Below are 21,696 nucleotides of genomic sequence, written 5' to 3' on the forward strand. Positions count from 1 at the left end.
GGGCAGCCCGCTCGGGGCTGCCCCTGTTCATCGAGCCCCCTGTGCGGCTCCGACAGCATGGACAACGCCGCCCCGTGACTTTTTCCTCGCCCGGCGGGTGTGGTGGGGCATGGCGTCGGTGATCCTTTCGGCTGTGTCCGCTGCCCTGGGCACGTAGTCCGCAGGCAACCTGATGGTGAGTGTGATGTGGTCGCTGTCGTCGTGCAGTTCAATCGTGAGCTGGGTGAGCTCGAACAATTGTCGTAGCAGCGGCTCGGGGGCAAGTGCAAGGTTCATTTCCAGGTAGGGCAGGGCGTTCAGGAGATCGACGGTGTCGGCCGTGGGGCGGGCGGGCTCGGCGGTGTCGGCGGCATCGAGGGCGCTGACGGCAGCGAGAGTGGTTTGACGCTCTCGTTCAAGGTCGTTGTAGCGGTCTCGGAGCCCTCTCGCGAAAGAGTCGCCGGGGTCGCTCTCCTCCACTTGCCGCAGGATGTTCGCCTGGCGGCGTTGGACGTCAGCGAGAGTGTGCCGCAGACGCTCTCGCTCGTCCTCTCGCTGTCTCGCTGCCCTGTCGTCCTGGCTCGCCAGATCCGCGGCGAACAACTCTCGGCGCTGGGGACCGAAGACCCGGTCCGCGAAGAACGCGCTCACGGCATCGATAAGCGCTGTCTCTCGGATGTAGACGGTCTTGGGATGATCCGCGAACGCCTGTGGCCGTCCGCGATTGTTTCCCTTCGGCCAGCACTGGTAGTAGGTGAGTCGTTTTTGTACGAGACCGCGCATGCGCCGATGGCAGAAGCAGTGCACCCTGCCACGGAAGAGGTATGTACGGCGCGTATCGGGATGCGCGTTGGGGGTGTTCTTGTCACGAGAACCACGCTTGGCTGCGCGCCGGGCGGCGAGTTCGTCGTACATCCACTTCGGGATCAAGGGCTCGTGTGCGGGCTCGGGGGACCACACCCAGAGACGAGGATCGTTGTACGCCCCGCCTCTGGATCGCGTACCGCGCCTGTTGAAGACCTGGTACCCGGTGTACTTCGGGTTGCGCAGAAGATCGCAGACGGTCGATTTGCTCCAAGCGCCCCGGGCGCGGGCCGGCCCGCCCGGTGGCTCAGGCGGCGGATAAAGGTCGAGGTCCGCGTTGAGACGCTCGACGATGGTGTCGTAGCCGAGGTCCTCGTAGTACCGCCAGTTGGCGATGGTCGTAACGGTCTCAGCACGACGGCCGTCGGGCTCGAGCCGCGTCTTCGTGGCCCCTTTGGCTGCCTTCAACGGGTTCGGGTGCTTGTACCGCTTGGCGGCGTACCCGTACGGAGGCTTGCCGATGTTCCAGCCCTCACGTACGTGGGTGCACAGTCCTCCCCAGGACAGTTCCAGGGTGTTGAGCACCTCGTACTCGGCGACGGACTGGTTGATGCGCCGTTGCAAGATCTGCTGGGCGCGGCCGCCGTCGAGTTTGATGGGCTCGTTCGAGGCGAACAGCGGGACGTTGGCCCGTTCCAGTTCGCGTTCGATGGAGAGGCCCTCGTACATCCTGCGTGCCGTTCGGCTGGCGTTCTCGCAGATCACGACGTCGAAACGCCTGTTGGGGTGCGAAGCCTCTTCGAGCAGGTCCGTGATGCCGCCATCGCGGGCGATGGGGATGTCGAAACGCTCGTAACCGGTCTTCCGGCCGCGCGCGTCCAGCTCCAGTCGGCCGGATTCGACGTCATAGAAGTGGCAGACGATCGCCCACGAGGCAGGGATGGCGCTCTTGCTGGTGTGCAGCTGGCGTATGAGCGACTGGCGGGGGTCCTGCTGGTCCTCGGTTGACGTCCGGCCCAGCCATGCGACCCGCACTTCGCCCTTCAGGAGGGCCGTGGGCATCCCGAAGGGGGATACGGCCAGGTCCGACAGCTGAGCAGGCGGCGCCTCAGAGATCGCAGCCCGCGCTCGCCCGCCGCTTGATGGTACGGGGGGATTTTTCGACGCCTCGTTGTCATTCGCCATGTTCACGCTGCAGTGTCGTGATCGCCCATCGGGGAGTCCTCGGCAGCGTCTCGGGCAGTTGCGGCCCACCTGAGCAAGTCATGGATGACGGTGGAGAGTTCGCCCCGTAAGCGTTCTCCTGCCGCGCCACCGAGGTATGTGACGTGTCCGGAGAAGTGGTGGACACGGCCTCGCTCGCTATGGCTAGTGTACTGCCAAACCCCCTGGTCAGAAGGGGTATTTTGCGGGCTGGAGGTATCGACCTCGGAGGGTGTCACTGCCTGTGCGTCGCGGCCTTTGCGGGGTTGTTCGGCCCTGGGGTCGTCAGGGTGCACGAGTACGCCTCCGTAGGTATGACGTGTTCAGGCGGCGTACCCCTCAAGTACGCGCTCTTCGAGGCCGGGCAGCGGGTCGAGATGCGCTGGGCGAAGCATGTTCTGAGGGCGGCAGTTGGCGGCCTGTGAAGCTGCCGCGTTCGAGGCCTGGAAGATCAGCACGTCCTGATGCGCGGTCAGCGTGATCGGCCGACCTGTGGAGCTTTGGTGGCGGGCCGCGCTGCGGCGTCGCGCCGTGGAGGCAGCCAGGATGAGGCGATCGCCCTGGAGTTCGGCGAGCAGGGCGATGCATTTCTCTACGGGAACCAGCCCGACAGCGCGTCCGACGGCCAGCACGTCGTCAGCCAGATTGAGCAGGTAGCCGCGGTGGCGGCAGGGGCGCACGACGACGATGACGTGGCCGCCCGGCTGGAGCAGAGGGTGACACTGTTTCAAGGCCCTTTGCAGGTGCTCGACCGAACGTCCAGCAGAGTCCGGGTCGGTGTCCGAGCTCGCCGTCCGCCGATGAAGTGGACCGTCGGGAAGCAGAGTTGTCAGGACCAGACCGATACATCCGGTCAGCCCGGCCAGCCGTGCGGCCGCCAGGTCCGGCGGGCCGTCGAGCACCATCCCGTCGGTCGCGGCTCCATCGCGTTTGGCTGCGGTGACATTGGCGCGCGCTAGGGGCCACCAGCGGCGAATTTCAGTGATCCCGACAGCATGCCGGCCTGAACGGAGGGCTTCGACCAGGACAGTCCCGGCGCCGCACTGCGGGTCCAGCACCGTGTCGCCGGGACGGGTGTATCGGTTGATCGCGTGCGCGGCGACGGCCGGGGGAATACGGGTCCGGTCCTGCACAGTGTCAGGCAGGTAAGGGCCCTCGGCGAGCTGTGCGCGTGCGTCTCGCTGTCCGGTGGCCCAGACCGAGGCGGGAGCATGGGGGTGCGGGCTCAGGTGTGGAGAGCCGCTCATCAGCCGTCCTCCCTTCGGCCGGATGCCTCGGGTCGTGCGAAGACCAACAGGTCCGAGTGGACCCGGACGTGACGCGATGCTGCGCTTGGGGTTGTCGGTGTCGCACTGGGCCCCAGGCGCCGGCGGCTGGCCAGGGCGCCGCCTCGGATAGGTACTTCGAGCAGCGCAATGCGATCGATTTCGGCCAGTCCTGCGTGGCGCGCGAGGTGGGTTAGGAGGCTGGAGGGGTCCGTCCACCGCCCCTGCACTTGGTCACCATGCGTGATGAAGGCAAGGGTGCCCGAGGGAGCCAGAAGGGCGTTCCAGGGGACGGCCAGGGGCCAGTCGGCGTTGCGCGGATCGACTGCGGTGACGATGGCGTCGAAGCGGTTCGCTGTGGACGTCGTCGACTCCCCCCGCCGCAGAGCTGGCCGGAGGTCGGCAGGCGCGTGAGGGGCCGACTCGCGTGGGGGCCGATGGGTCGGTTCCGCGTCGTTCAGCGGTTCGGTGTCGCCCCAACAGGCGCGGGAGACGAACCCAGCCGTTCGCACTTCGATGGTGCGGCCGAGTCGGGCGGCCGCCGCGGCAGCCTCGACCAGTTCGGGTAGTTGGCTGCTTGTGGGGCCAGGCCAGGGCGGGGGGAACTGATCGCGTTCGCCGCCGGGTTCTCCGGAATGCGTCGGGACGGCGAGCAGGAGCACGCGGTGCCCGGGTGTGGTGTAGGTGGTGACGATCGTGACGATGGTGGTCAGTAGCCAGCCCGGGATGTTCTGTGCCTCGGGGTGGTCCTGCTGGGCGACCGGCCATACGGAGAGCTGGCAGGCGGGGCGCCTGGGGCGGCGTAGTGGGGTGGGACGGGCGGCACGGCGGCCGGGGGGCGGTAGGGGCATATCGGCTCTCCTCGAGACAAGGCGCGGGCTTCACTGGCATCTCAAAAGGCCGGGATTTGGCGCCGTTTTGGCCACGGGACAGCCAAGATCTTTTTGGTGCAGTGCAGAGAGTCCCCTCGGAAAAATGGACCCGGCACGCAGCTCCGTCTACCCAGACGTCCACGGAGCCTGGGCTGCGCATCTGGCAGATCGCCTTACTCAAAGATTCTGCAGCGTCAACGGGTGGGGTCTTCACGGCGATATCCAGCAACGGGCACGCAGATCCATAATCAGCCCCGCTGTGAAGCCACTAAGAGACACCTAGATCACCATTAAAACCGCAGGTCAACAGCTACTAAGTCAGTACTAAAGCCTGCTCGCAGCACCGGGCTGCGCCGTGCCCGGCAACCCGCTGAAGCGACTCACACCGACCTATTTTTAAGCGGTTTTTAGTAGCCGGAACCGCGCTCCGTCCGTGCGGCCTTGTTCTTTTCTTGTCCTTTTCTTGTCGCGGGTCTGGCTCTCTGAGGGCGCCATCTCTTTCCCATTCGAGGAGGCGCATGATTATGGCTGTCCATCATCCCGGAAACGGCCACGCCGACCGCGATCCGGAACGTGTTCTTCCGCTGGATACGGCCCGGGAGTGCTTCGTCTTGCTGGTCGCCGGTCCACAGCCGCTGTCCTTGGACGGCCGCACGTTCCGCGGCCTGCCCAACCGACCCATCCCGTTGGATGAGCTGCGAGACCGGCTCCTGCGGCGCAACTGCCCGCGCCTCACGCGCAACGCGGTCTGGGCGCACCTGGTACGTCGTTCGCGACGGGAGGGTGCCACCTGGACGCTTGCGTGCGCCGGCATGGCGCTGCCCGCGCTGGCCGGAGTGGCGCGGCGACTGGCCGAGGGGTTCCCGGGCGACCCGTTCGATGTCCACGCCGAGGTGCTGTCGGGCTTCCTGGACTCGCTGGCAACCATTGATGTTGACCGGCCCCGGGTGCTGCCACGGCTGCGGTGGGCGGCCTACCGACAGGGGTTCGCTGCGCTGATGGAGGCGCTGGATGCCCCCACACCGGTCGCCCCAGGGTTCCGTTCGGCCGCGCCGCGACCGCCGTGGGGGCATCCGGATCTGGTGCTGGCGCGTGCGGTCCGGGAGTCGGTCCTGACCCGGACCGAGGCCGACCTGATCGGCACTACTCGACTCGACGAAAGCTCTGTCGACGGCTGGGCCGCCCAGCACCAGACCACGCCCAACGCGGCTTACAAGCTCCGTCGCCGCGCCGAGGCGCGCCTGATCGCTTTTCTCCGCGGCGAGGCCCTGGACCCCGACCCCAGTGATCCGGTTGCTCTCTCCGCCATGGGCAGCTTGCCCTCCGTCTCGGCGCTTCCTGCTCGCCGCAACGCCGTGCTGGCACTGGCCAGTTCGTCACCTTCGGTAATCGACAGCGAGGGGAGCCGAGTCGCAGACCGGGAGGAGGAATCTTCGATCGGCGTGGCCAAAAACGGCCCGGATTCCGGCCTTTTGAGGTGCGGGGGTTCCACACCCGCCTCGACGTCTCTGCCGGCTTCGGAGGTGCCCTGATGCGCCGGATGTCCCTTCCCCATCTCCCTGGGCGCAGCACCGCCCGCATCCGTGCCAGGCTGCACCGGGCCCTTGTCGAGCGGCGGCTGGGCCGGTTGCTGGGCTGGTGGCTGCTGCTGACTGGAGTGGCCCTGCTGGTGGTGTGCCTCCTGGGTGCGTCTGCAGCGCAGGCGGCTGAGCCCGGGCAGGTCCTGGCGCTTGCCAAGTCGGTCAACGCCGTGCTGGACAACATCCGGAACTGGATCATGGGGATCCTGGCGGGCTTGGCCACCGTGTTCCTGTCCCTGGGCGGCGTGCGCTACGTCATGGCCGGAGGCGACCCCGGTGAGGTCGAGAAGGCCAAGACCGCCTTCAAGAGCGCCGGTTGGGGCTATGGGCTGGCTGCACTGGCCCCGATGGTGGTCGAGATCCTCAAAGGGATCGTGGGGGCCTGATGACCACCGCCCAGGCCACCACCGCCCTGGCACATCGGCTCCCGGGTCCGGCTGTCTCCGGCCGGATCGGGGCCGGACGCCCGGCGCGATCGATCCGCCGCGGCCGGTGGCGCCGCTGGCGCCGCGCCCTGGTGCTCGGCACCGTGGTCCTGGCGGTGCTCGCCTCGGTGTTCTCCGCCTATGCCGACCCGAGCCCGAACCCCGGCCCGGCGCCGGCCCCAACCTCCTCCACCAAACCCACACCGACTCCGTCAGCGAGCGAGTCTTCGTGCCCGGCATCGGACTGCATCCCGCAGCCCGGTACATCGGCCTCCCCGGCCCCGACGGCGGAAACCTTGCCCCCGGCGCAGGTTCCCGAGGGTGACGGCACCGGCGGGATATCCGGGTGGATCGCCAAAGGCATCAGCAGCGCAATCACGGGCTTCTTCAAATCGGTGATCAAGTTCGCGCTCAATCCGCTGCTGGAGCTGCTCAGCGGGACGCTGCTGACTACGCCGAGTCCTGCGTCCATGCCGCGCGTGGGCGAGCTGTGGACGAATTCCTGGCAGATCGCTCTCGCCTGCTACGCCCTGCTGATCATGATCGCCGGGGTCGTGGTGATGAGCCACGAGACGGTGCAGACCCGCCATTCCATCAAGGAGATCGCTCCGCGGATCCCCCTGGGCTTCCTCGCCGCCGCCCTGTCGCTGTTCCTCGCCGGCAAGGCCGTCGACCTGGCCAACGCCCTCTCCCACGCGGCCATGGGCGGCGGCGCCGACGCGGACACCGCCGGGCCCGCTCTGCGCGACTTCGTGCTGACCTCCTTCAGCTCCGACAGCGGCAACTTGTTCGGTGTCCTGATGTGGGTCGTTGTCATTGGGGTCCTGGTGGTGCTGCTGCTGACCTTCGTCGTCCGCGTGGCCCTGACGGTGATGCTGATCGTCGCGGCTCCCCTGGCGTTGATCTGCCATGCCCTGCCGCAGACCGACGGGATCGCCCGCTGGTGGTGGAAGGCCTTCGGCGGGGTGCTGGCCGTCCAGGTTGCCCAGTCCCTGGCCCTGATCACCGGGGTGCGGGTGTTCCTGACTCCCGGCGGGTTCGGCCCCACCGGGCTGTTCGGGGTCACCAAGAACGGGCTGGTCAACGTGCTCATCACGCTGGCGCTCATGTACATCGTCTTCAAGATCCCGTTCTGGATTCTCGGGTCGCTCCGCTTCAGCGGCGGCCGGTCGTTCGTCGGCAGCGTGGTGCGCGCCTACGTGATGTACAAGACCTTCGGACTGCTGCGCGGTGGGAGTCGTACGGGTGCCGCTTCGCGCGGCGGCGGGCGCCGTCCGCCTCCCTCGGCAAGGTCCGGCGGAACGTCCCACCCTCCACGGCCGCCCGGCTCGGGGCCGTCCGCTGGCGGTTCGAGCCGCCGAAGCGGCAGCGGCGCCCCCGCGCCAGCGGGGCCCGGCCGCCCGGCTGGCGGCCCGCGGCGCCCGCCGGGGCAGCCGCTTTTCCAACAGCCGACTCCCATACCCCCCGCGCCGAACCAGCCGACCGGCCCGGCCGCCGGACCGCCGCCGATGCCGCAATTCCGGGCTCCCGGCGCTCCCCAGCCAGGCGCCACCCCCGGCCTTCCGCCCACACCGCCGGCACGGCCTGCCCGCCCGCCCAGCCCGCCTGTATTCCAGGCTCCCGGCGGCACTCGGCCGACCCCGCCAGCCAGGCCGACCGGCAGGCCCCCACTTCCCGGCCAGCCGCGCTTCCAGCAGCCCACTCCACAGCCCCCCACTCCGCCCCGGCGCACCACCCGGCCACCCGCACCTGCGACCTTCCGGCCGCCGGTGCCCCAGCCCCGGGTCACCCCGCGGCGGCACCCGCGCACCAGCGCCCCGCCCCCGGCTGTCTTCAGCTCCCCACCCCCCATCACCCCGCCCGCCAGGCGCACTCCGCCACCGCCACCGCGCCGTACCGGCGGCACCATCCATGGAGGTGACTCGTCATGACCCAGCCCGTGCGCATCCCCGCCGACGTCGACCGCGATGACACTGTCCTGGCCAACCTGACCGCCCGCCAGCTGATGATCCTGGCCGTCACCGGCATCGTGCTGTACAGGGCGTGGTCCCTCACTCACGCGTTCGTGCCCCTGCCGGTGTTCCTGATCCCCGCCGTTCCCATCGCGGCCGTCGCTGCCTTCGTGGCCCTGGGCAGGCGCGACGGACTGCCGCTGGACCGGTTGATACTTGCGGCCCTGCGCCAGCGCATAACGCCCCGCTACCAGGTCGCCGCCCCGGAAGGCATCCACCCGGCACCCGCCTGGCTGGCCCGGCAGGTCACGGCGGGCGAGGAGCAGCAGGCCGCCACTGCGGTCTCTCCGGCCGCGCTGCGGTTGCCTGCCGAAGGCGTCACGGAAACCGGTGTGATCGACCTCGGCACCGATGGGGTGGTGGCTGTGGCGGTGTGCAGCACCGTCAACTTCGCGCTGCGCACCCCCACCGAACAAGACTCTCTGGTGACCGCGTTCGGCCGGTATATGCACTCACTCACGGCCCCCGTCCAGATCCTCATCCGCGCCGAACGCCTGGACCTGTCCGCGCAGATCGCCGAGTTGCACGCGCACGCACCCTCCCTGCCGCACCCCGCGTTGGAGACCGCTGCCCGCGAACACGCCGACTACCTCGCCCACCTAGGCCGGACCACCGATCTGCTCCGTCGCCAAGTGCTGCTCGTCCTGCGCGAACCCCTCGGCGCGACTGCCCCGGTCGACGGGCTCGGCGGAGCTTCGCCATTGGCCGCGTTCAACCGCCGCAGGTCCGCCCAGCAGCCGACTCCGGCCGACGACGCGGCGCGGCGTGCCGCCGAGGCGCGCCTGGTGCGTCGGCTCGGCGAGGCGGTCGAACTCCTCGGACCCATCGGCATCATCGTGACCCCGCTGGATCCTGGACAGGCCACCGCCGTCCTCGCTGCCGCCTGCAATCCCGACAGCCTGTTGCCGCCGTCCTCGGCGCTCGCCGGGGCCGATGACGTCATCACCACGGCCACCGCCGGCGAGGAGAGCTGGTCCTCGTCCAACGCCGGTGCACAAGCGGATCAGCCCGTCGCCGGCGCGCACGACTGGCCCGGCGAAGACGACACAGAGGGTTCCTGGTTCGATCACTTCGAAGGAGGGCCAGCCGCATGAAGCGATCCGGCACCCGCATGCGGCAGCGGACGCAGGCGGGGGCGGCCCCGGGCGGGGCCGGAGCATTCAGCCCGGACGCGCTCGCGGTCGCACCCCGGCATCTGGAGGTCGGGGGCGAGTGGGTAGCGTCCTTCGCCATCACCGGCTTTCCCCGCGAGGTGCACCCAGGCTGGCTCCAACCGCTGCTGACCTACCCCGGCCGGGTGGACATCAGCCTGCACATCGAGCCGATCGACCCGGTCACCGCGGCCAACCGGCTCAAGCGGCAACTGGCCAAGATGGAGTCCGGCCGTCGCTACACCCAGGAGCACGGCCGGCTCCTCGACCCACAGGTCGAGGCCGCCACAGAAGACGCCTACGACCTCTCCTCCCGCGTCGCCCGCGGCGAGGGCAAGCTGTTCAGACTCGGCCTGTACCTGACCGTCCACGCCACCAGCCACGCCGACTTGATCGACGAGGTGGCCGCCGTGCGGTCGCTGGCCGCCAGCCTGCTGCTGGACGCCAAGCCCACCACGTACCGCAGCCTCCAAGGCTGGGTGACCTGCCTCCCGATGGGCCTGGACCAGGTGAGGATGCGCCGCACCTTCGACACCGCGGCGCTGTCCGCGGCATTCCCATTCACCAGCCCCGACCTGCCCCCACCCGACCCCACGTCGGTCGCCGCCCCCTCCGGCGTGCTGTACGGCTACAACATCGGCTCCCAAGGGCTGGTGCACTGGGACCGTTTCGCCCTGGACAACCACAACAGCGTCATCCTCGGCCGCTCCGGCGCGGGCAAGAGCTACCTGGTCAAGCTGGAACTGCTGCGCTCGCTCTACCGCGGCACCGAGATCTACGTCATCGACCCCGAGGACGAGTACGCCCGCCTCGCCGGGGCAGTCGGCGGCACCTACATCCACCTCGGAGCCGACGACGTCCGGCTCAACCCGTTCGACCTGCCCATCCACACCCGCCCCGACGGACGCCGCACCGCACCCAAGGACGCCCTGATGCGCCGTGCACTCTTCCTGCACACGGTCCTGGCCGTACTGCTCGACGCCGATCTGACGCCCACGGAGCGGGCTGTGTTCGACCGCGCGATCTCCGCGACCTACCAGCGAGCTGGCATCACCGCAGACGCCCGTACCTGGACGCGGCCCGCACCGTTACTGGCCGACCTCGCCGCCACCCTGCACCGCTCCAAGGACCGCACGGCCAGCGAGTTGGCCGCCCGGCTCCACCCGTTCACCCGTGGCGCGTTCTCCGGCCTGTTCGCCAGGCCCACCACCACTCGGCCCGACGGCCATCTCGTGGTGTTCTCCCTGCGGGACCTGGCCGACGAACTCAAGCCCATCGGCACGCTGTTGACCCTCGACGCGGTCTGGCGCCGGGTGTCCAACCCAGCGGTGCGCCGGCCACGGCTGGTGACCGTCGACGAGGCATGGCTGCTGATGAAGGAAGCAGCCGGAGCCGAGTTCCTGTTCCGCATGGCCAAGGCATCCCGCAAGCACTGGGCCGGGCTGACGGTGGCCACTCAGGACACCGCCGACGTCCTCAGCTCCGACCTCGGCAAGGCGGTCGTGGCCAACGCCGCCACCCAGATCCTGTTGCGCCAGGCGCCGCAGGCCATCGACGAGATCACCCGCACGTTCGACCTGTCCGAAGGCGAGCGTCAGTTCCTGCTGTCAGCCGACCGCGGCCAAGGGCTGCTGTCCACCGGAACCCAGCGCGTCGCCTTCCAAGCCGTCGCCTCACCCACCGAGCACTACCTGGTGACCACTGACCCGGCCGAACTCGCCGCCTACGCCGAAAGGGACACCTCCACGACGGCCGACGATTCCTTCCTCGACCTGGAGGCTGCCGATCCCGACGCGGAGGCGTTCGAGACCGACTCAGGTGGCCAGATCGATCTGGGCGCCTGACTGACACCGCCTCCGTCCCCGGCGAGCCTGACCCGCTCTCGCAACGCCTGTGGCCTGGGCTGTCCCGCTTCGTTTCCTCTCCCCGAGGGGAGTCTTCATGTCGCTTCCCGAATCGACACCCTCTCCCATATCGCTCCGTCCCGCGCGGTTACTGACCCAGAACCGTGAGCTGCGCGCGATCGGCGTGTGGAACTGGTCCCTGCCCGCGTGGGCGGGGCGGCTTCCTGATGGCCGCACCTACAACACCTGCCCCTCGGCCGGCATCTGCCGCCACGTCTGCTACGCACGCCAGGGCACCTACACATGGCCGGTCGTGCGAGCAAAACACCAGGCGAACCTTCAGTTCGTACTCGACGACCTGCACGGCTGGCAGCAGGCCATGATCGCGGAACTCGGTGCACGAAGGTTCCGCGGCACCTGGGTGCGCATCCACGACAGTGGCGACTTCTTCTCCGACGCCTACCTGCTCGCCTGGCTGCACGTCATCCGCGCCCGGCCCGAAACGAATTTCTACGCGTACACCAAGGAGATCAACAGGTTCCGCACTCTCGTGGAGCCCGACGCGCCGACCAACTTCCTGTGGGTCTTCAGCTTCGGCGGCACACAGGACTCCGCGCTCGATGTGGCGATCGATCGAGTGGCGGATGTCTTTCACGACGAAGAGGCGATCGCCGCCGCCGGATGGCACTCCCAGGAGGCCAGCGACCTGCTCGCCGTGCTCGGCCCTCACCTGGTCGGCATCCCGGCCAATCGGATCCCCCATTTCCTCAAACTCCTCGAGGGCCGTTCCTTCCGCTCCTGGCAGGCCGAAGTCGACGCCGAACGCCAGGCAGCCCGCCACAGGCGAGGCGCTCTGCGGCTGGTGACCAGCCGGGTACCGGACGCTCCTGGTCGTCCCGCGGCGACGCAACGCGACCGCGCCGCCTGACTGTTCGACACCGCCGTCGGCATTCTCCTCTCCACTTCCCGGAGGCCCCTCGACATGCTCATCGGCCATGTCCTCCCCTCATCTCGGCTCTCTGCTCCTGCCGATCCCGACTCCCCGCTGGGGAACTATCTCCGCGACCCGGCAGGCACTGTCCACACCCTCCTCGACCACGCGACGCGCTGGGCCGTCACCTGGGGACCGGTCGTTGGCCCAGCCGTGGCGATCGCTGCCGCCACGCTGGGCTGGGCGCACTGGTGGTGGCGCCGCCGCTGCCGCCAGAACCTCGCGCGCGACGCCCGGCTGGTCAGCGTGCTGCCCCCGCCCACCGCCGACCCGGCAGGCGCCGAAGCTCTATGGGCGAACCTGCTGGGGCTCATGCGGCCTGCCTGGCGCCGCCTCCTGACCGGCCAGCCCCACCTGGCCTGGGAATACGTCTTCGACCGCGAGACCATCCGCCTCCGCCTGTGGGTGCCCGGCGTGATCCCGCCCGGGATGGTCGAACGAGCCATCGAAGCCGCCTGGCCCGGGGCCCACACCCGCACCAGCCCCGCACCGCCCTTGGTCGCCGCCCCGGGCCAGGAGATCGATTCCGCAGGGGGCGAGATGCGGCTCGCCCGCAGCGAGGCCCTGCCCATCCGCACCGACTTCCCGGCCGACCCGATCCGCGCCCTGCTCGGCGCGCCCGTCGGCCTCGGCCCCCACGAGCAGGCCGTCATCCAGATCCTTGCTCGCCCCGTCACGGGACGCCGCGTGAAGAAGGCCCGCCGAGCGGCCCGGTACGCGCGCGCCGGCCGCTCCGCCCGCCCCGTCGGCCGACTCCTCGACCTGATCACCCCCGGACAGCCCACCCGTTCCCGCACCCGCCAGGCTGCCCCGGTGGTGGACCGGCAGACCGTGATGGCCGCTGCCGCCGAGGACAAGGCGATCGTGGCCAAGCAGCGCGGTGCCTCGTACGAGACCCGCGTCCGCTACGTCGTCACCGCAACCGTTCCCGAAGGCCTGAACTCCGAGCAGCGCGCTGCGACGCGTGACCGGTTGCGGGGCCGGGGCCACGCCATCGCCTCGGCGTTCGCCGCCTTCACCGACCACAACTATTACCGCCGCGCCCGGCTCCGCCGCCCGCTGCCGTACCTGGTCGAACGCCGCCTCGGCGGAGGCGACTTGCTGTCCATCCCAGAGCTGGCCGCAGTCGCCCACCTGCCGTGGGACGAGGCCATCCCCGCCCTGCAACGCGCCGGAGCCCGCGCCGTGCCGCCGCCACCAGGCGTCGCCACCACCGGCCCGGCCGTCCGGCCCATCGGCCTGACCGACTCAGGACAGTCCCGCCGCGTGGGCCTGCGAGTTCCGGATGCCCGCCACCATCTGCACATCCTCGGCGCCACTGGCTCCGGCAAGTCCGAGCTGATGGCCCGCATGATCCTGGCCGACGCGAACGCGGGGCGCGGCCTTGTGGTGGTCGACCCCAAGGGCGACCTGATCACCGATGTTCTGATGCGCCTGCCCGAAGAGTTGGGCGAGAAGGTGGTGCTCTTCGACGCCGACAGCAAAAGCCGCCCGCCCATCCTCAACCCTCTCGAAGGCGCGGACGCTGCCCGGACGGTCGACAACCTGGTATCGATCTTCTCCCGCGTCTATGCCTCCTCCTGGGGGCCACGCACCGACGACATCCTGCGCGCCGGCCTGCTCACCCTGCGCGAGCTCCCCGGCACCCCCGTCCTCACCGACCTGCCCAAGCTGCTGTCCGTCCCCGCCTTCCGACAACGCGCCGTCGACCAGATCCACGACGATGTGCTGCGAGGGTTCTGGTCCTGGTACGACGCCCTGTCCGAGCCCGCCCGCGCCCAGGTCACCGCCCCGCTGATGAACAAGGTCCGCGGCTTCCTGCTGCGCCCCTTCGTCCGGGCCGCTCTCGCCGGAGGACCCTCCACCGTCGACATGGACCAGGTGCTCAACGGCGGGATCTGCCTGGTACGTATCGCCAAGGACGCCCTGGGCACCGAGACCGCTCACCTGATGGGCTCCGTCGCAGTCGCCCGCACCTGGCAGGCCGCCATCCGCCGTGCCCACATCTCCCAGGGCCAGCGGCAGGACGCCGGGTTGTATCTGGACGAGGCAGCCAACTTCCTCAACCTGCCGTACGCGCTGGAGGACATGCTCGCCGAGGCCCGCGGCTACAGGCTGTCGATGACGCTCGCCCACCAGTACCTGCGGCAGCTGCCCAAGGAACTGGAGGAGGGCATCAGCACCAACGCCCGCACCAAGATCTTCTTCAACGCCTCGCCGGAAGACGCCCGCCACCTCGCCCGGCACACCGAGCCGCGGCTTACCGCCCACGACCTGTCGAATCTCGACGCCTTCCACGCCGCCGTACGCCCGGTCATCAGCGGGGCCGAAGCCCCGGCATTCACCGTGGTCACCGAACAGCTTCCCCCGGCAATCCCCGGCCGGGCCAAGCAGATCCGTGCCGCCGCCCGTCGCAACGCCCGTCCCCAGCCGGTCTCCACCCGCAAGGAGTCGGGCGGGCAGCGCGCCGCGGATCCGCGCCGCCCGATATGACCACGAGGCTCAACCACCCACAGCCGGGGGCCACGCGCTGCGCTCCCCTGCGGGCTTGAACGGCCTGCGGCTCCCTGCTCTCCAACTGGAGGTGCACAAACCCGTGATCAACCATCCCACCCCTCAGCGCGCCCTGCGCGGCCACCGGCCCAAGCGCCTCAGCCAACGCGCGGCCACCACCGGCGACTACATCGCCCGGCTCTCCGAGCGTCTCACCGACCGCGACCGCTGGCTGGCCCGCATGCTCTACGAGCACAGGGTCCTCACCACCCAGCAGATCGCCGAAATCGCCCATCCCTCCACCCGTGCCGCCAACATGCGGCTGCTCCAGCTGTACAAGTGGCGCCTGGTGGACCGCTTCCAGCCCTTCATCACATCCGGCAGCGCCCCCATGCACTACGTCCTCGACGTCGCCGGCGCCGCCGTCCTGGCCCGCGAAGACGGCCTCGACCCCCGCGACCTGAACTACAAACACGAACGGGCCATCGGCATGGCCCACTCCCTGCACCTGGCCCACACGGTCGGCACCAACGACTTCTTCACCGCCCTCATCGCCCGCTCCCGCCAGCCCCAGGCCCCCGGGCAGCTCACCGCCTGGTGGTCCGAAGCTCGCTGCCGACGCCACTTCGGCGACATCGTCCTGCCCGACGGCTACGGCCGCTGGCACGAACAGCACACCGCGTTCGAGTGGTTCCTGGAATTCGATCTCGCCACCGAACGCCCCGACCGCGTCGCCGCCAAACTGCCCCGATACGCGCGACTCGCCACCACAACCGGCATCACCACCCCTGTCCTGATCTGGATGCCCACCACGCGCCGCGAGGCCCGCGTCCGCCACGCGCTCGCCACGATCCTCGACACCCTCAACAACCCGGCACTGGTCCCGGTGGCGACCTCCAGCGCCGACTGCCACGCACACGGCTCCTCCTCCGACCCCTCCGCCGCCCGATGGCAACCACTGGATCCCCGCCAGCCCGCCCCCCGACGTCTCCGGCTTGCCGAACTCAGCCGTGTCTGGCCGCACCTGACGCCGCTGAGCCCCTCCTCGTCGGCCTCAACCACGACCGCCAGCGGCTCCTCCACCGATCTCCTTCCACCGTCCCCGCTGGCTCCTGGTCCAACCCCCCGCCGCCCCGGGCGGTGACGCACCCATGGGAAAGATAGGCGCTGTGGTCCTGGGGGCCCTGGCTCTGATCGTCGTCCTGGCCGCCGCCGGCACCGGCGGCATGCTCTCGGCCTTCGGCAGCGGCAGCACCCAGCCCAGCAGGACCGCACTCACCGACATCCCGTCCGATTACCTCGGCCTCTACATGGACGCCGCCACCACATGCCCCGGCCTCGACTGGTCCGTCCTGGCCGCCGTCGGCAAGACCGAATCGGACCACGGCCGATCAACACTCCCCGGCGTACACAGCGGCGCCAACTACGCAGGAGCCCGCGGCCCCATGCAATTTTTGCTGCCCACGTTCCAAAGCGTGGTCGGCAAGCATCAACTGCCGAAAGGCGGAGCCAGCCCGCCGTCGCCGTACAACACGCACGATGCGGTCTATGCCGCCGCCGCGTACCTGTGCGACTCCGGCGCCCGAGACGGCAAGAACCTTCCTGGCGCCATCAAGACCTACAACCACGACGATTCGTACGTCTCACAAGTCCTCGCCCAGGCCCAGACATACGCCAGCAGCGAAGGCTTCGGCGCCGACACCGCCCCGACCGCCGCCGCTTTGCAGGCGATCAACTACGCTCAGGGCCAGCTCGGGCTCCCCTACGAGTGGGGCGGCAACGGCCCCTCGGTGACTGAACTTCCATCGGGCGCGGCCCGGGTCAAGGGCGGATTCGATTGCTCTGGGCTGACGAAGGCGGCGTACTCCGCGGCGGGGATCACGCTGCCTCGGGTGGCTCAGGATCAATACGATGCCGGTCCCCACGTCCCGGCCGGGGCACCGTTGCTGCCGGGTGACCTCGTCTTCTACGGGACGCCGTCGCACGTGCACCACGTGGGCCTTTATGTGGGCGAAGGGAACATGATCGACGCGCCCAGGCCACACGAAGTGATACGCCTGGAGTCGACGCGATTCCGCGGTGATGACTATCTCGGGGCGACCCGGCCTGCGGCGGGGCGATAGCGCGAGTCCGTATTCCGACAACCTGGCGCACCGGTTGCCGCCTTCGCCATGTTGCGAGCTGTGCGGAACAGCCGGAGGCTACGGCCTACAGCGGGACTTGCGGGTGGTGGCGGGAGAAGGCTTCACCCCCGCCATCCCCAGGCCCGTCGTCGTTGTGCTCACGCGGCTCCTCGCACATGCCTCCCCAGGTCTCCACGTCCCATCCACGCAAGTGGCAAATCGCAGTTCCGGTAGAAGGGCGGGGGGGGGATCCATGCTGGAGCGCTGCGGGTCGCTGCCGGTCCCCGTCAGGCTCCGGTGTGCAGGTGGGCGGCCCACAGGAACGGGGTCCGGGGGAAACGGTCACGCAAGTCCCGTACGGCCGCGTGGATGGCCTGGGCGCTGCGGCCGGTGTCCGCTGTGCCGTCCGGTGACAGGAGGTTGCAGTAAAAGCTGTCCGCCAGTTGTGCCGCGACGCGGTCGTCGACGGGCCACAAGGTGCCGATGACGTGCGGGTATCCGGCGAGCTGGAACGCCGAGGCGAGGTGGATGGCCTCGTCCGCGAGTTCGGCCGCGGATTGCTCTGCGGTACGACATGCGGAGAGGTAAGCGAGGCGGGCCCCCGGGAGGTCCATGGCGGCCATGTCTCCAACGGTGAACGGATCGTCGGGGTGATCGAGCAGGAGGAGCCGGCTGCGGGTCGGGTCGTCGGGGTGGTTGGTCGCGTGGCAGGCGAAGTGGACGATCGCGCTGCCCGGGAGCCGTTCCATGACGTTGCGTTTGGTGGCCGACCCGGCGCCGTCGGCTCCGAGGACGAGCGCATCCGGCAGCCGCGTCCGCACGGACTGGGCCTCGTCGAGAGCGTGGGGCAGCGGTCGGGCGCCGGGCGCGTGCGGCACGGCGACGACCATGGCGTGCATGCGAGCGGGCGCGGCGTCGTGCTGCTGCCGAGCCCGTTGCAGGGCTCGGACAGTCGGGGTGTACGAGGAGACGACCCGGTCCATGACGGTGCGCCGCCCCGCCGCTTTGCTTTCATGCGTGTGGTGACCGGCCGCGTGCAGGGGCAGTTGGCCCAGCAGGCCGCCGGGCACCCACCACACGCGCGGCCAGGGCGCGCCAGGCGCCGCCGGCCCGTGGTGGCCCAGCGCCGTCAGGACCGGGCCCGCGCAGGCGTCCCAGAGCCATTCCAGGATGTCGCCGAGCGCTGCCTGCGCCTGGCGCCTGCGGACGGGCTGGGTGGCCAAGGCTGCGTCCTCAAGCGCGCCGTGGAAGGTCTGAACGGCGCGGGTGAGGGTGGCGTGGTCGAGGTCGGGCAGCGGCAGGGCGCGTACCCCCGATTCGGTGAGGAGCAACGCGTCGCTGCGCTGGAGGCCAGTGCTGAAGGACACCACGGGTCCGTGAGCCGCCGCTTTGAGCAGATCGTCGGCCGTGGGTGGCAGGCCGAACGCGGAGAATCCGGGCAGGCAGCGGATCTCGGCCAGGGTGGCGTGGTAGGCGCGGGCGGCGCGCCGCTGCTCGTCCGGTTCGACGGCGAGGGCGTTGGTTGGGGCGTGGTTGAGCCGGTCGCGCTGCGTAGCGAACCGTTCGGCCAGCCCGGGGTAGGCCGCCCTGAGTTCCGTGAGATCGCTGCGGGCCTCCAGGGCCTGCCCGAGCAGCACCGCACGGCCGGCCTCCAGCAGCCGCAGGGCTCGCTGGGCACGCTGGTCTTTGTCGCCGCGGGGGTCGGCCAGGGCCACCGCCGCCGCCTCGGAGGCCAGCCCGGTCAACCCGGTCAGGGCGCGCTGCCGGTCGGCGGGCAGGATCTCGTGCGAGGCGGCGTCCGGCATGCGGTGCACGGCCGACTCCATCAGGTCGGCGGCACGTTCCGGTGCGGTGTCGGCCAGCAGCCCGGCCGCGTTGCGGGCCGCCTCGATCCGGGGCGCGGGGGGCGCCGCGTCCGTGTTCGCGAGGTCGGTCAGCACGGCCGCTGCCTCGTCCCGATCGCTGGGTCCGCCGGTGTGTTGGAACCGTAGCCGCAGCGCCTCGCCCAGCGCCTGCAGCGCCAACGGCGAGCGGGACTCCGCGGTCGTATGGCCCGGTGCGGTGGCCTGGGCCGCGGTGCGGGCGGCCGCCACAGCCGCGTCCAGATCCGCGGGTCGGCCGGTCCGCACGGCGCGCAGCTGCTGCGCCGACGCGAGCAGGGCCAGGGCGTTGGCACGGTTGGGATCCCCTGCAGGCAGCTCCTCGGCGGCCCGACGGCCGGCATGCACCGCGCCCTCCAGATCGGCCAGGTGACCGTGGTTCGTGTAGCGCAGCCGCAGCGCGGCGCCGAGCAGGGACCACAACAGCCAGGTTCGGTCGGTGGGCTCGCCTGCGGTGTCCGCGGTGAGTGCGGTGCGCAGGGCCTCGACCGCGTCGTCCACGTCGTGGGGCTTTCCGGTCCGCTCGCTCTTGGCGTAGGCCAGCACGGCGGCGGTGGTGCGGACCAGGTGGCGGTACTGGGCGTCCGGCGGTGTGGCCTCAAGCGCCCGGTGTGCGGCGCGTTCGGCCTCCGCCAGGTCGGCCACGGCGTCGCTACGGCCATATCGCAGGCGCAGCGCCTCGGCGAGCAGGGCGAGGTAGAGGCCGCGCAGCGGATGTCCGGCACGGGCGGCCTCCGCCGAGGTACGCCGGTGGGCGACGGCCGCCTCCAAGATCTCGAGCGCCCCGCACTGCGCGTAGCAAGCCTCCAGCACATATGCAGAGTTGTTGCGGCGGCCCGCCTGGTCGGGGGCGGGGCCTGCCTCCCGCAGCGCGGTGAGCACGGCCAGCACTTGAGGCACCCTCCCGGTGCGCGCCATCTCCTCGGTGACCGTCTCGGTCAGGGCGGCCAGGCGCTCTTCCCACTCGGGCGTGTCGGGCTCGGTCGCGGCCAGGGCGCGGCACCAGGCGTCGGCGGTGGCCGCCAGGTCCGCGGCTGAGCGGGTGAGGGCATAGCGTCGGCCGCACGCCGCGGCCAGGTTGTGCAGGTGCGCGGCGCGCACGGGATCGCCGGGTGCTGTGGTGTCGGCCAACTCGCGGACCAGCTCGATCAGCGGGTCGAGATGGACGACGTTATCGGTGTGGTGGGAGCGCGACAGCAGGGCTTCGTAGAGGGCGGTGAGGTCAACCGGTGTGGCGGAGCGGGTCAGTTCCGGGGAGCGCAGGGCCGCGACGGCGGCGTTCAGGTCGTCGTCCGAGCCGGTCCTGCGGAACCGGTCCAGGAGGAAGGTGCCCAGATTGTTGAGGAACCCCGGCCTCAGCGGGTGATCCCCGGGCGATTCGGCGACGGCGAGCCGGAAGACGTCGATCGCCTCGTCGAGGTCGTCGGCCGAGTCTGTGGCGCAAAAACGGATGTAGAGGGCGGCACCGAGGCAGGACAGATAGCCGAAGCCCTCCGGGTCCGCGACGGGCGTCGCGTCCAGGATCCGCCGCCACAGACCGACCGCGGCATCGCACGCCGCCGGGTTTTGGGTGGCATGGGCCTGCTTCAGGATCTGGCTGCCGATCGGCGCGGCCTCCCGGGCGAGGCTGGGCAGCAGCGGCGGCGGCAGGGAGCCCACACCGGCAGTGAAGCAGTACAGGAAGGCCCGGGCCGCGCCGTCCACGTCGGCGGATCCGGGGCCTGCGGGTGCTGCCTCGTGACGCAGCCAGTACAGGGAGCCCAGCAGGTACCACGCCTCAACCTCCCGACCGTTGTCGCCCAGCGCGGCTTCGAGGCGGCGGGCGTCCTGCACCGCCGCCGGCCCGGTGACGGCCGTGTACGAGCGGCTTGCATGGGCCGTCTCCAGCCGCCGCCGCACCGCCGCAAGCGCCTCAGCCCGCTCACCCGTTTCCTCCGGCTCCGTCACCGCTCGCCCTCCCGTGTGAGCTGCTTGAGTTTCGCCAACGCGGTCTGGGCTCGGGAGCGTTCGGTATCGTCGGCAGGCGCCGCCTCGAGGGCCTCCGTCAGCAGGAGCGTTGCCCGCGTCAAGTCGACCCTGCCTCGGTGGCGTTCGTAGCGGCGGCCGTACGCGGAGCCGACGTTGCACAGCCACTGCGCCCGGCGCGGCTGGTCCGGTCCGATCCCTTCCAGGGCACGCTGCGCCGCCTCGATCGCGGCGTCCAGGTCGACGTCGCTGCCGGTGAGTTCGTGGCGTTCCCAGAGAAAGATGGCCAGACCTTCCACTGGTCGCCCCGGGCCAGCGTCGCCCGGACGTGCCCGCAGCAGTGCGCGCTGGTTGTCGATGAGCGCGTCCAAGTCCAGCAGCGCCCTGGTGTGTGTGAAGCGCAGCTTCAGCGCCCTCGCCAGGTTCCGCAGCCGTTCCCCGTACCCGGGATCGCCGGGCGCGGTCAGCTCCACGGCACGCCGGCCTGCGTCGACCGACACCTCGAGGTCATCGAGCAGCCGGGTGTGCTCGTACCGCAATCCGGCCGCGATGCCCAAGTTGGACCACATCGCGGCAAGGGCCGGGTGATCACGCGGAGCGGCAGTCAAGAGGCGCTGCCACAGACGGGTGTTGTGGGCGACGTGCTCGGGTTCCGGGTTGTTGATCACCTGGTGCAGCAGCTGCAGTGCGTTGACCGCGATGGTGTCGACCACCTCGGGCAGCAGCGGATCGGGAACACCGTCCAGGCCGGCCAGAAAGCTCACCGAGAAGTGGTAGAGGGCGCGCCGCCGGGCGTATTCGCCGGCCTCCGAGCCCACCAGAGCCTCGGCGCAGTACCAGTACAACCAGCCCAGCAGGGAGGCATCTTCCGGATGCCGGTCGTCGAGGCGCTCGCAGGCGTCCAGCGCCTCGGCGTCGGCCAGCGCTCCCGGATCCCGGGCCGAGCCCACGTCCCCCGTCGCGGTAATGTCCGCCACCCGCCGCCGCACGGCGGCGAGGTGGTCGTTGTAGAGCTTCTGTCGAGTCGCTTTTCGTTGGGCAGCCCCAAACCGCATGATTTCCAGGGTAGTTGCTCTGGTGGAGAAGGCCAGGTGCCGAGGATGCCGGGA

General features: G+C 70.2%; 13 protein-coding genes. 9 read left to right on the forward strand and 4 right to left on the reverse strand.

From position 1 onward, the window contains the following. Window positions 1-27: 27 nt before the first annotated feature. Both ACFY10_RS21250 and ACFY10_RS21255 read right to left on the reverse strand, forming a co-directional pair. Complete coding sequence (locus tag ACFY10_RS21250) at window positions 28-2,037, reverse strand: recombinase family protein (RefSeq protein WP_390666700.1); 2,010 nt, start codon at window positions 2,035-2,037, stop codon at window positions 28-30. 272 nt (window positions 2,038-2,309) lie between these two features. Beyond that, window positions 2,310-3,233, reverse strand: a complete 924-nt coding sequence (locus ACFY10_RS21255) for a TRM11 family SAM-dependent methyltransferase (protein WP_390666701.1) — start codon at window positions 3,231-3,233, stop codon at window positions 2,310-2,312. A gap of 1,408 nt (window positions 3,234-4,641) precedes the next feature. On the opposite strand from ACFY10_RS21255, the gene ACFY10_RS21260 reads away from it, so the two are divergent. The 9 genes from ACFY10_RS21260 (at window position 4,642) to ACFY10_RS21300 (ending at window position 16,742) form a co-directional block, all read left to right on the forward strand. Continuing rightward, window positions 4,642-5,655 carry a hypothetical protein gene (locus ACFY10_RS21260; protein WP_390666702.1) on the forward strand — a complete coding sequence of 338 codons (1,014 nt, stop codon included), beginning with the start codon at window positions 4,642-4,644 and terminating at the stop codon, window positions 5,653-5,655. Then, window positions 5,655-6,089 carry a pilin gene (locus tag ACFY10_RS21265; RefSeq protein WP_390666703.1) on the forward strand — a complete coding sequence of 145 codons (435 nt, stop codon included), beginning with the start codon at window positions 5,655-5,657 and terminating at the stop codon, window positions 6,087-6,089. Before ACFY10_RS21260 ends, ACFY10_RS21265 begins: the two co-directional genes overlap by 1 nt. Continuing rightward, window positions 6,089-8,059 carry a hypothetical protein gene (locus tag ACFY10_RS21270; protein WP_390666704.1) on the forward strand — a complete coding sequence of 657 codons (1,971 nt, stop codon included), beginning with the start codon at window positions 6,089-6,091 and terminating at the stop codon, window positions 8,057-8,059. Before ACFY10_RS21265 ends, ACFY10_RS21270 begins: the two co-directional genes overlap by 1 nt. Beyond that, on the forward strand, window positions 8,056-9,234 hold the full coding sequence (locus ACFY10_RS21275) for a PrgI family protein (RefSeq protein WP_390666705.1): 1,179 nt from the start codon (window positions 8,056-8,058) through the stop codon (window positions 9,232-9,234). The genes ACFY10_RS21270 and ACFY10_RS21275 overlap by 4 nt, the downstream gene beginning before the upstream one ends. Next, window positions 9,231-11,135: a VirB4 family type IV secretion system protein gene (locus ACFY10_RS21280; RefSeq protein ID WP_390666706.1), complete on the forward strand. Its 1,905-nt coding sequence runs from the start codon at window positions 9,231-9,233 to the stop codon at window positions 11,133-11,135. Before ACFY10_RS21275 ends, ACFY10_RS21280 begins: the two co-directional genes overlap by 4 nt. A 97-nt stretch (window positions 11,136-11,232) precedes the next feature. After that, a complete protein-coding gene (locus tag ACFY10_RS21285; RefSeq protein ID WP_390666707.1) occupies window positions 11,233-12,063 on the forward strand; it encodes a hypothetical protein in 831 nt (276 codons plus the stop codon). A gap of 54 nt (window positions 12,064-12,117) precedes the next feature. Then, window positions 12,118-14,619 carry a type IV secretory system conjugative DNA transfer family protein gene (locus ACFY10_RS21290; RefSeq protein WP_390666708.1) on the forward strand — a complete coding sequence of 834 codons (2,502 nt, stop codon included), beginning with the start codon at window positions 12,118-12,120 and terminating at the stop codon, window positions 14,617-14,619. Window positions 14,620-14,722: 103 nt separating this feature from the next. Further along, window positions 14,723-15,763, forward strand: a complete 1,041-nt coding sequence (locus tag ACFY10_RS21295; protein ID WP_390666709.1) for a replication-relaxation family protein — start codon at window positions 14,723-14,725, stop codon at window positions 15,761-15,763. A 7-nt stretch (window positions 15,764-15,770) separates the two neighbouring features. After that, on the forward strand, window positions 15,771-16,742 hold the full coding sequence (locus tag ACFY10_RS21300) for an NlpC/P60 family protein (protein ID WP_390666710.1): 972 nt from the start codon (window positions 15,771-15,773) through the stop codon (window positions 16,740-16,742). 287 nt (window positions 16,743-17,029) lie between these two features. Here the strand turns inward: ACFY10_RS21300 and ACFY10_RS21305 are convergent, their stop codons facing one another. Continuing rightward, a complete protein-coding gene (locus tag ACFY10_RS21305) occupies window positions 17,030-20,569 on the reverse strand; it encodes a CHAT domain-containing protein (protein WP_390666711.1) in 3,540 nt (1,179 codons plus the stop codon). Then, a complete protein-coding gene (locus ACFY10_RS21310) occupies window positions 20,566-21,642 on the reverse strand; it encodes a hypothetical protein (protein WP_390666712.1) in 1,077 nt (358 codons plus the stop codon). The genes ACFY10_RS21305 and ACFY10_RS21310 overlap by 4 nt, the downstream gene beginning before the upstream one ends. Window positions 21,643-21,696: the final 54 nt, after the last annotated feature.

The sequence above is a fragment of the Streptomyces sp. NPDC001401 genome (assembly GCF_042895385.1).
In the GTDB taxonomy this organism is placed as follows: domain Bacteria; phylum Actinomycetota; class Actinomycetes; order Streptomycetales; family Streptomycetaceae; genus Streptomyces.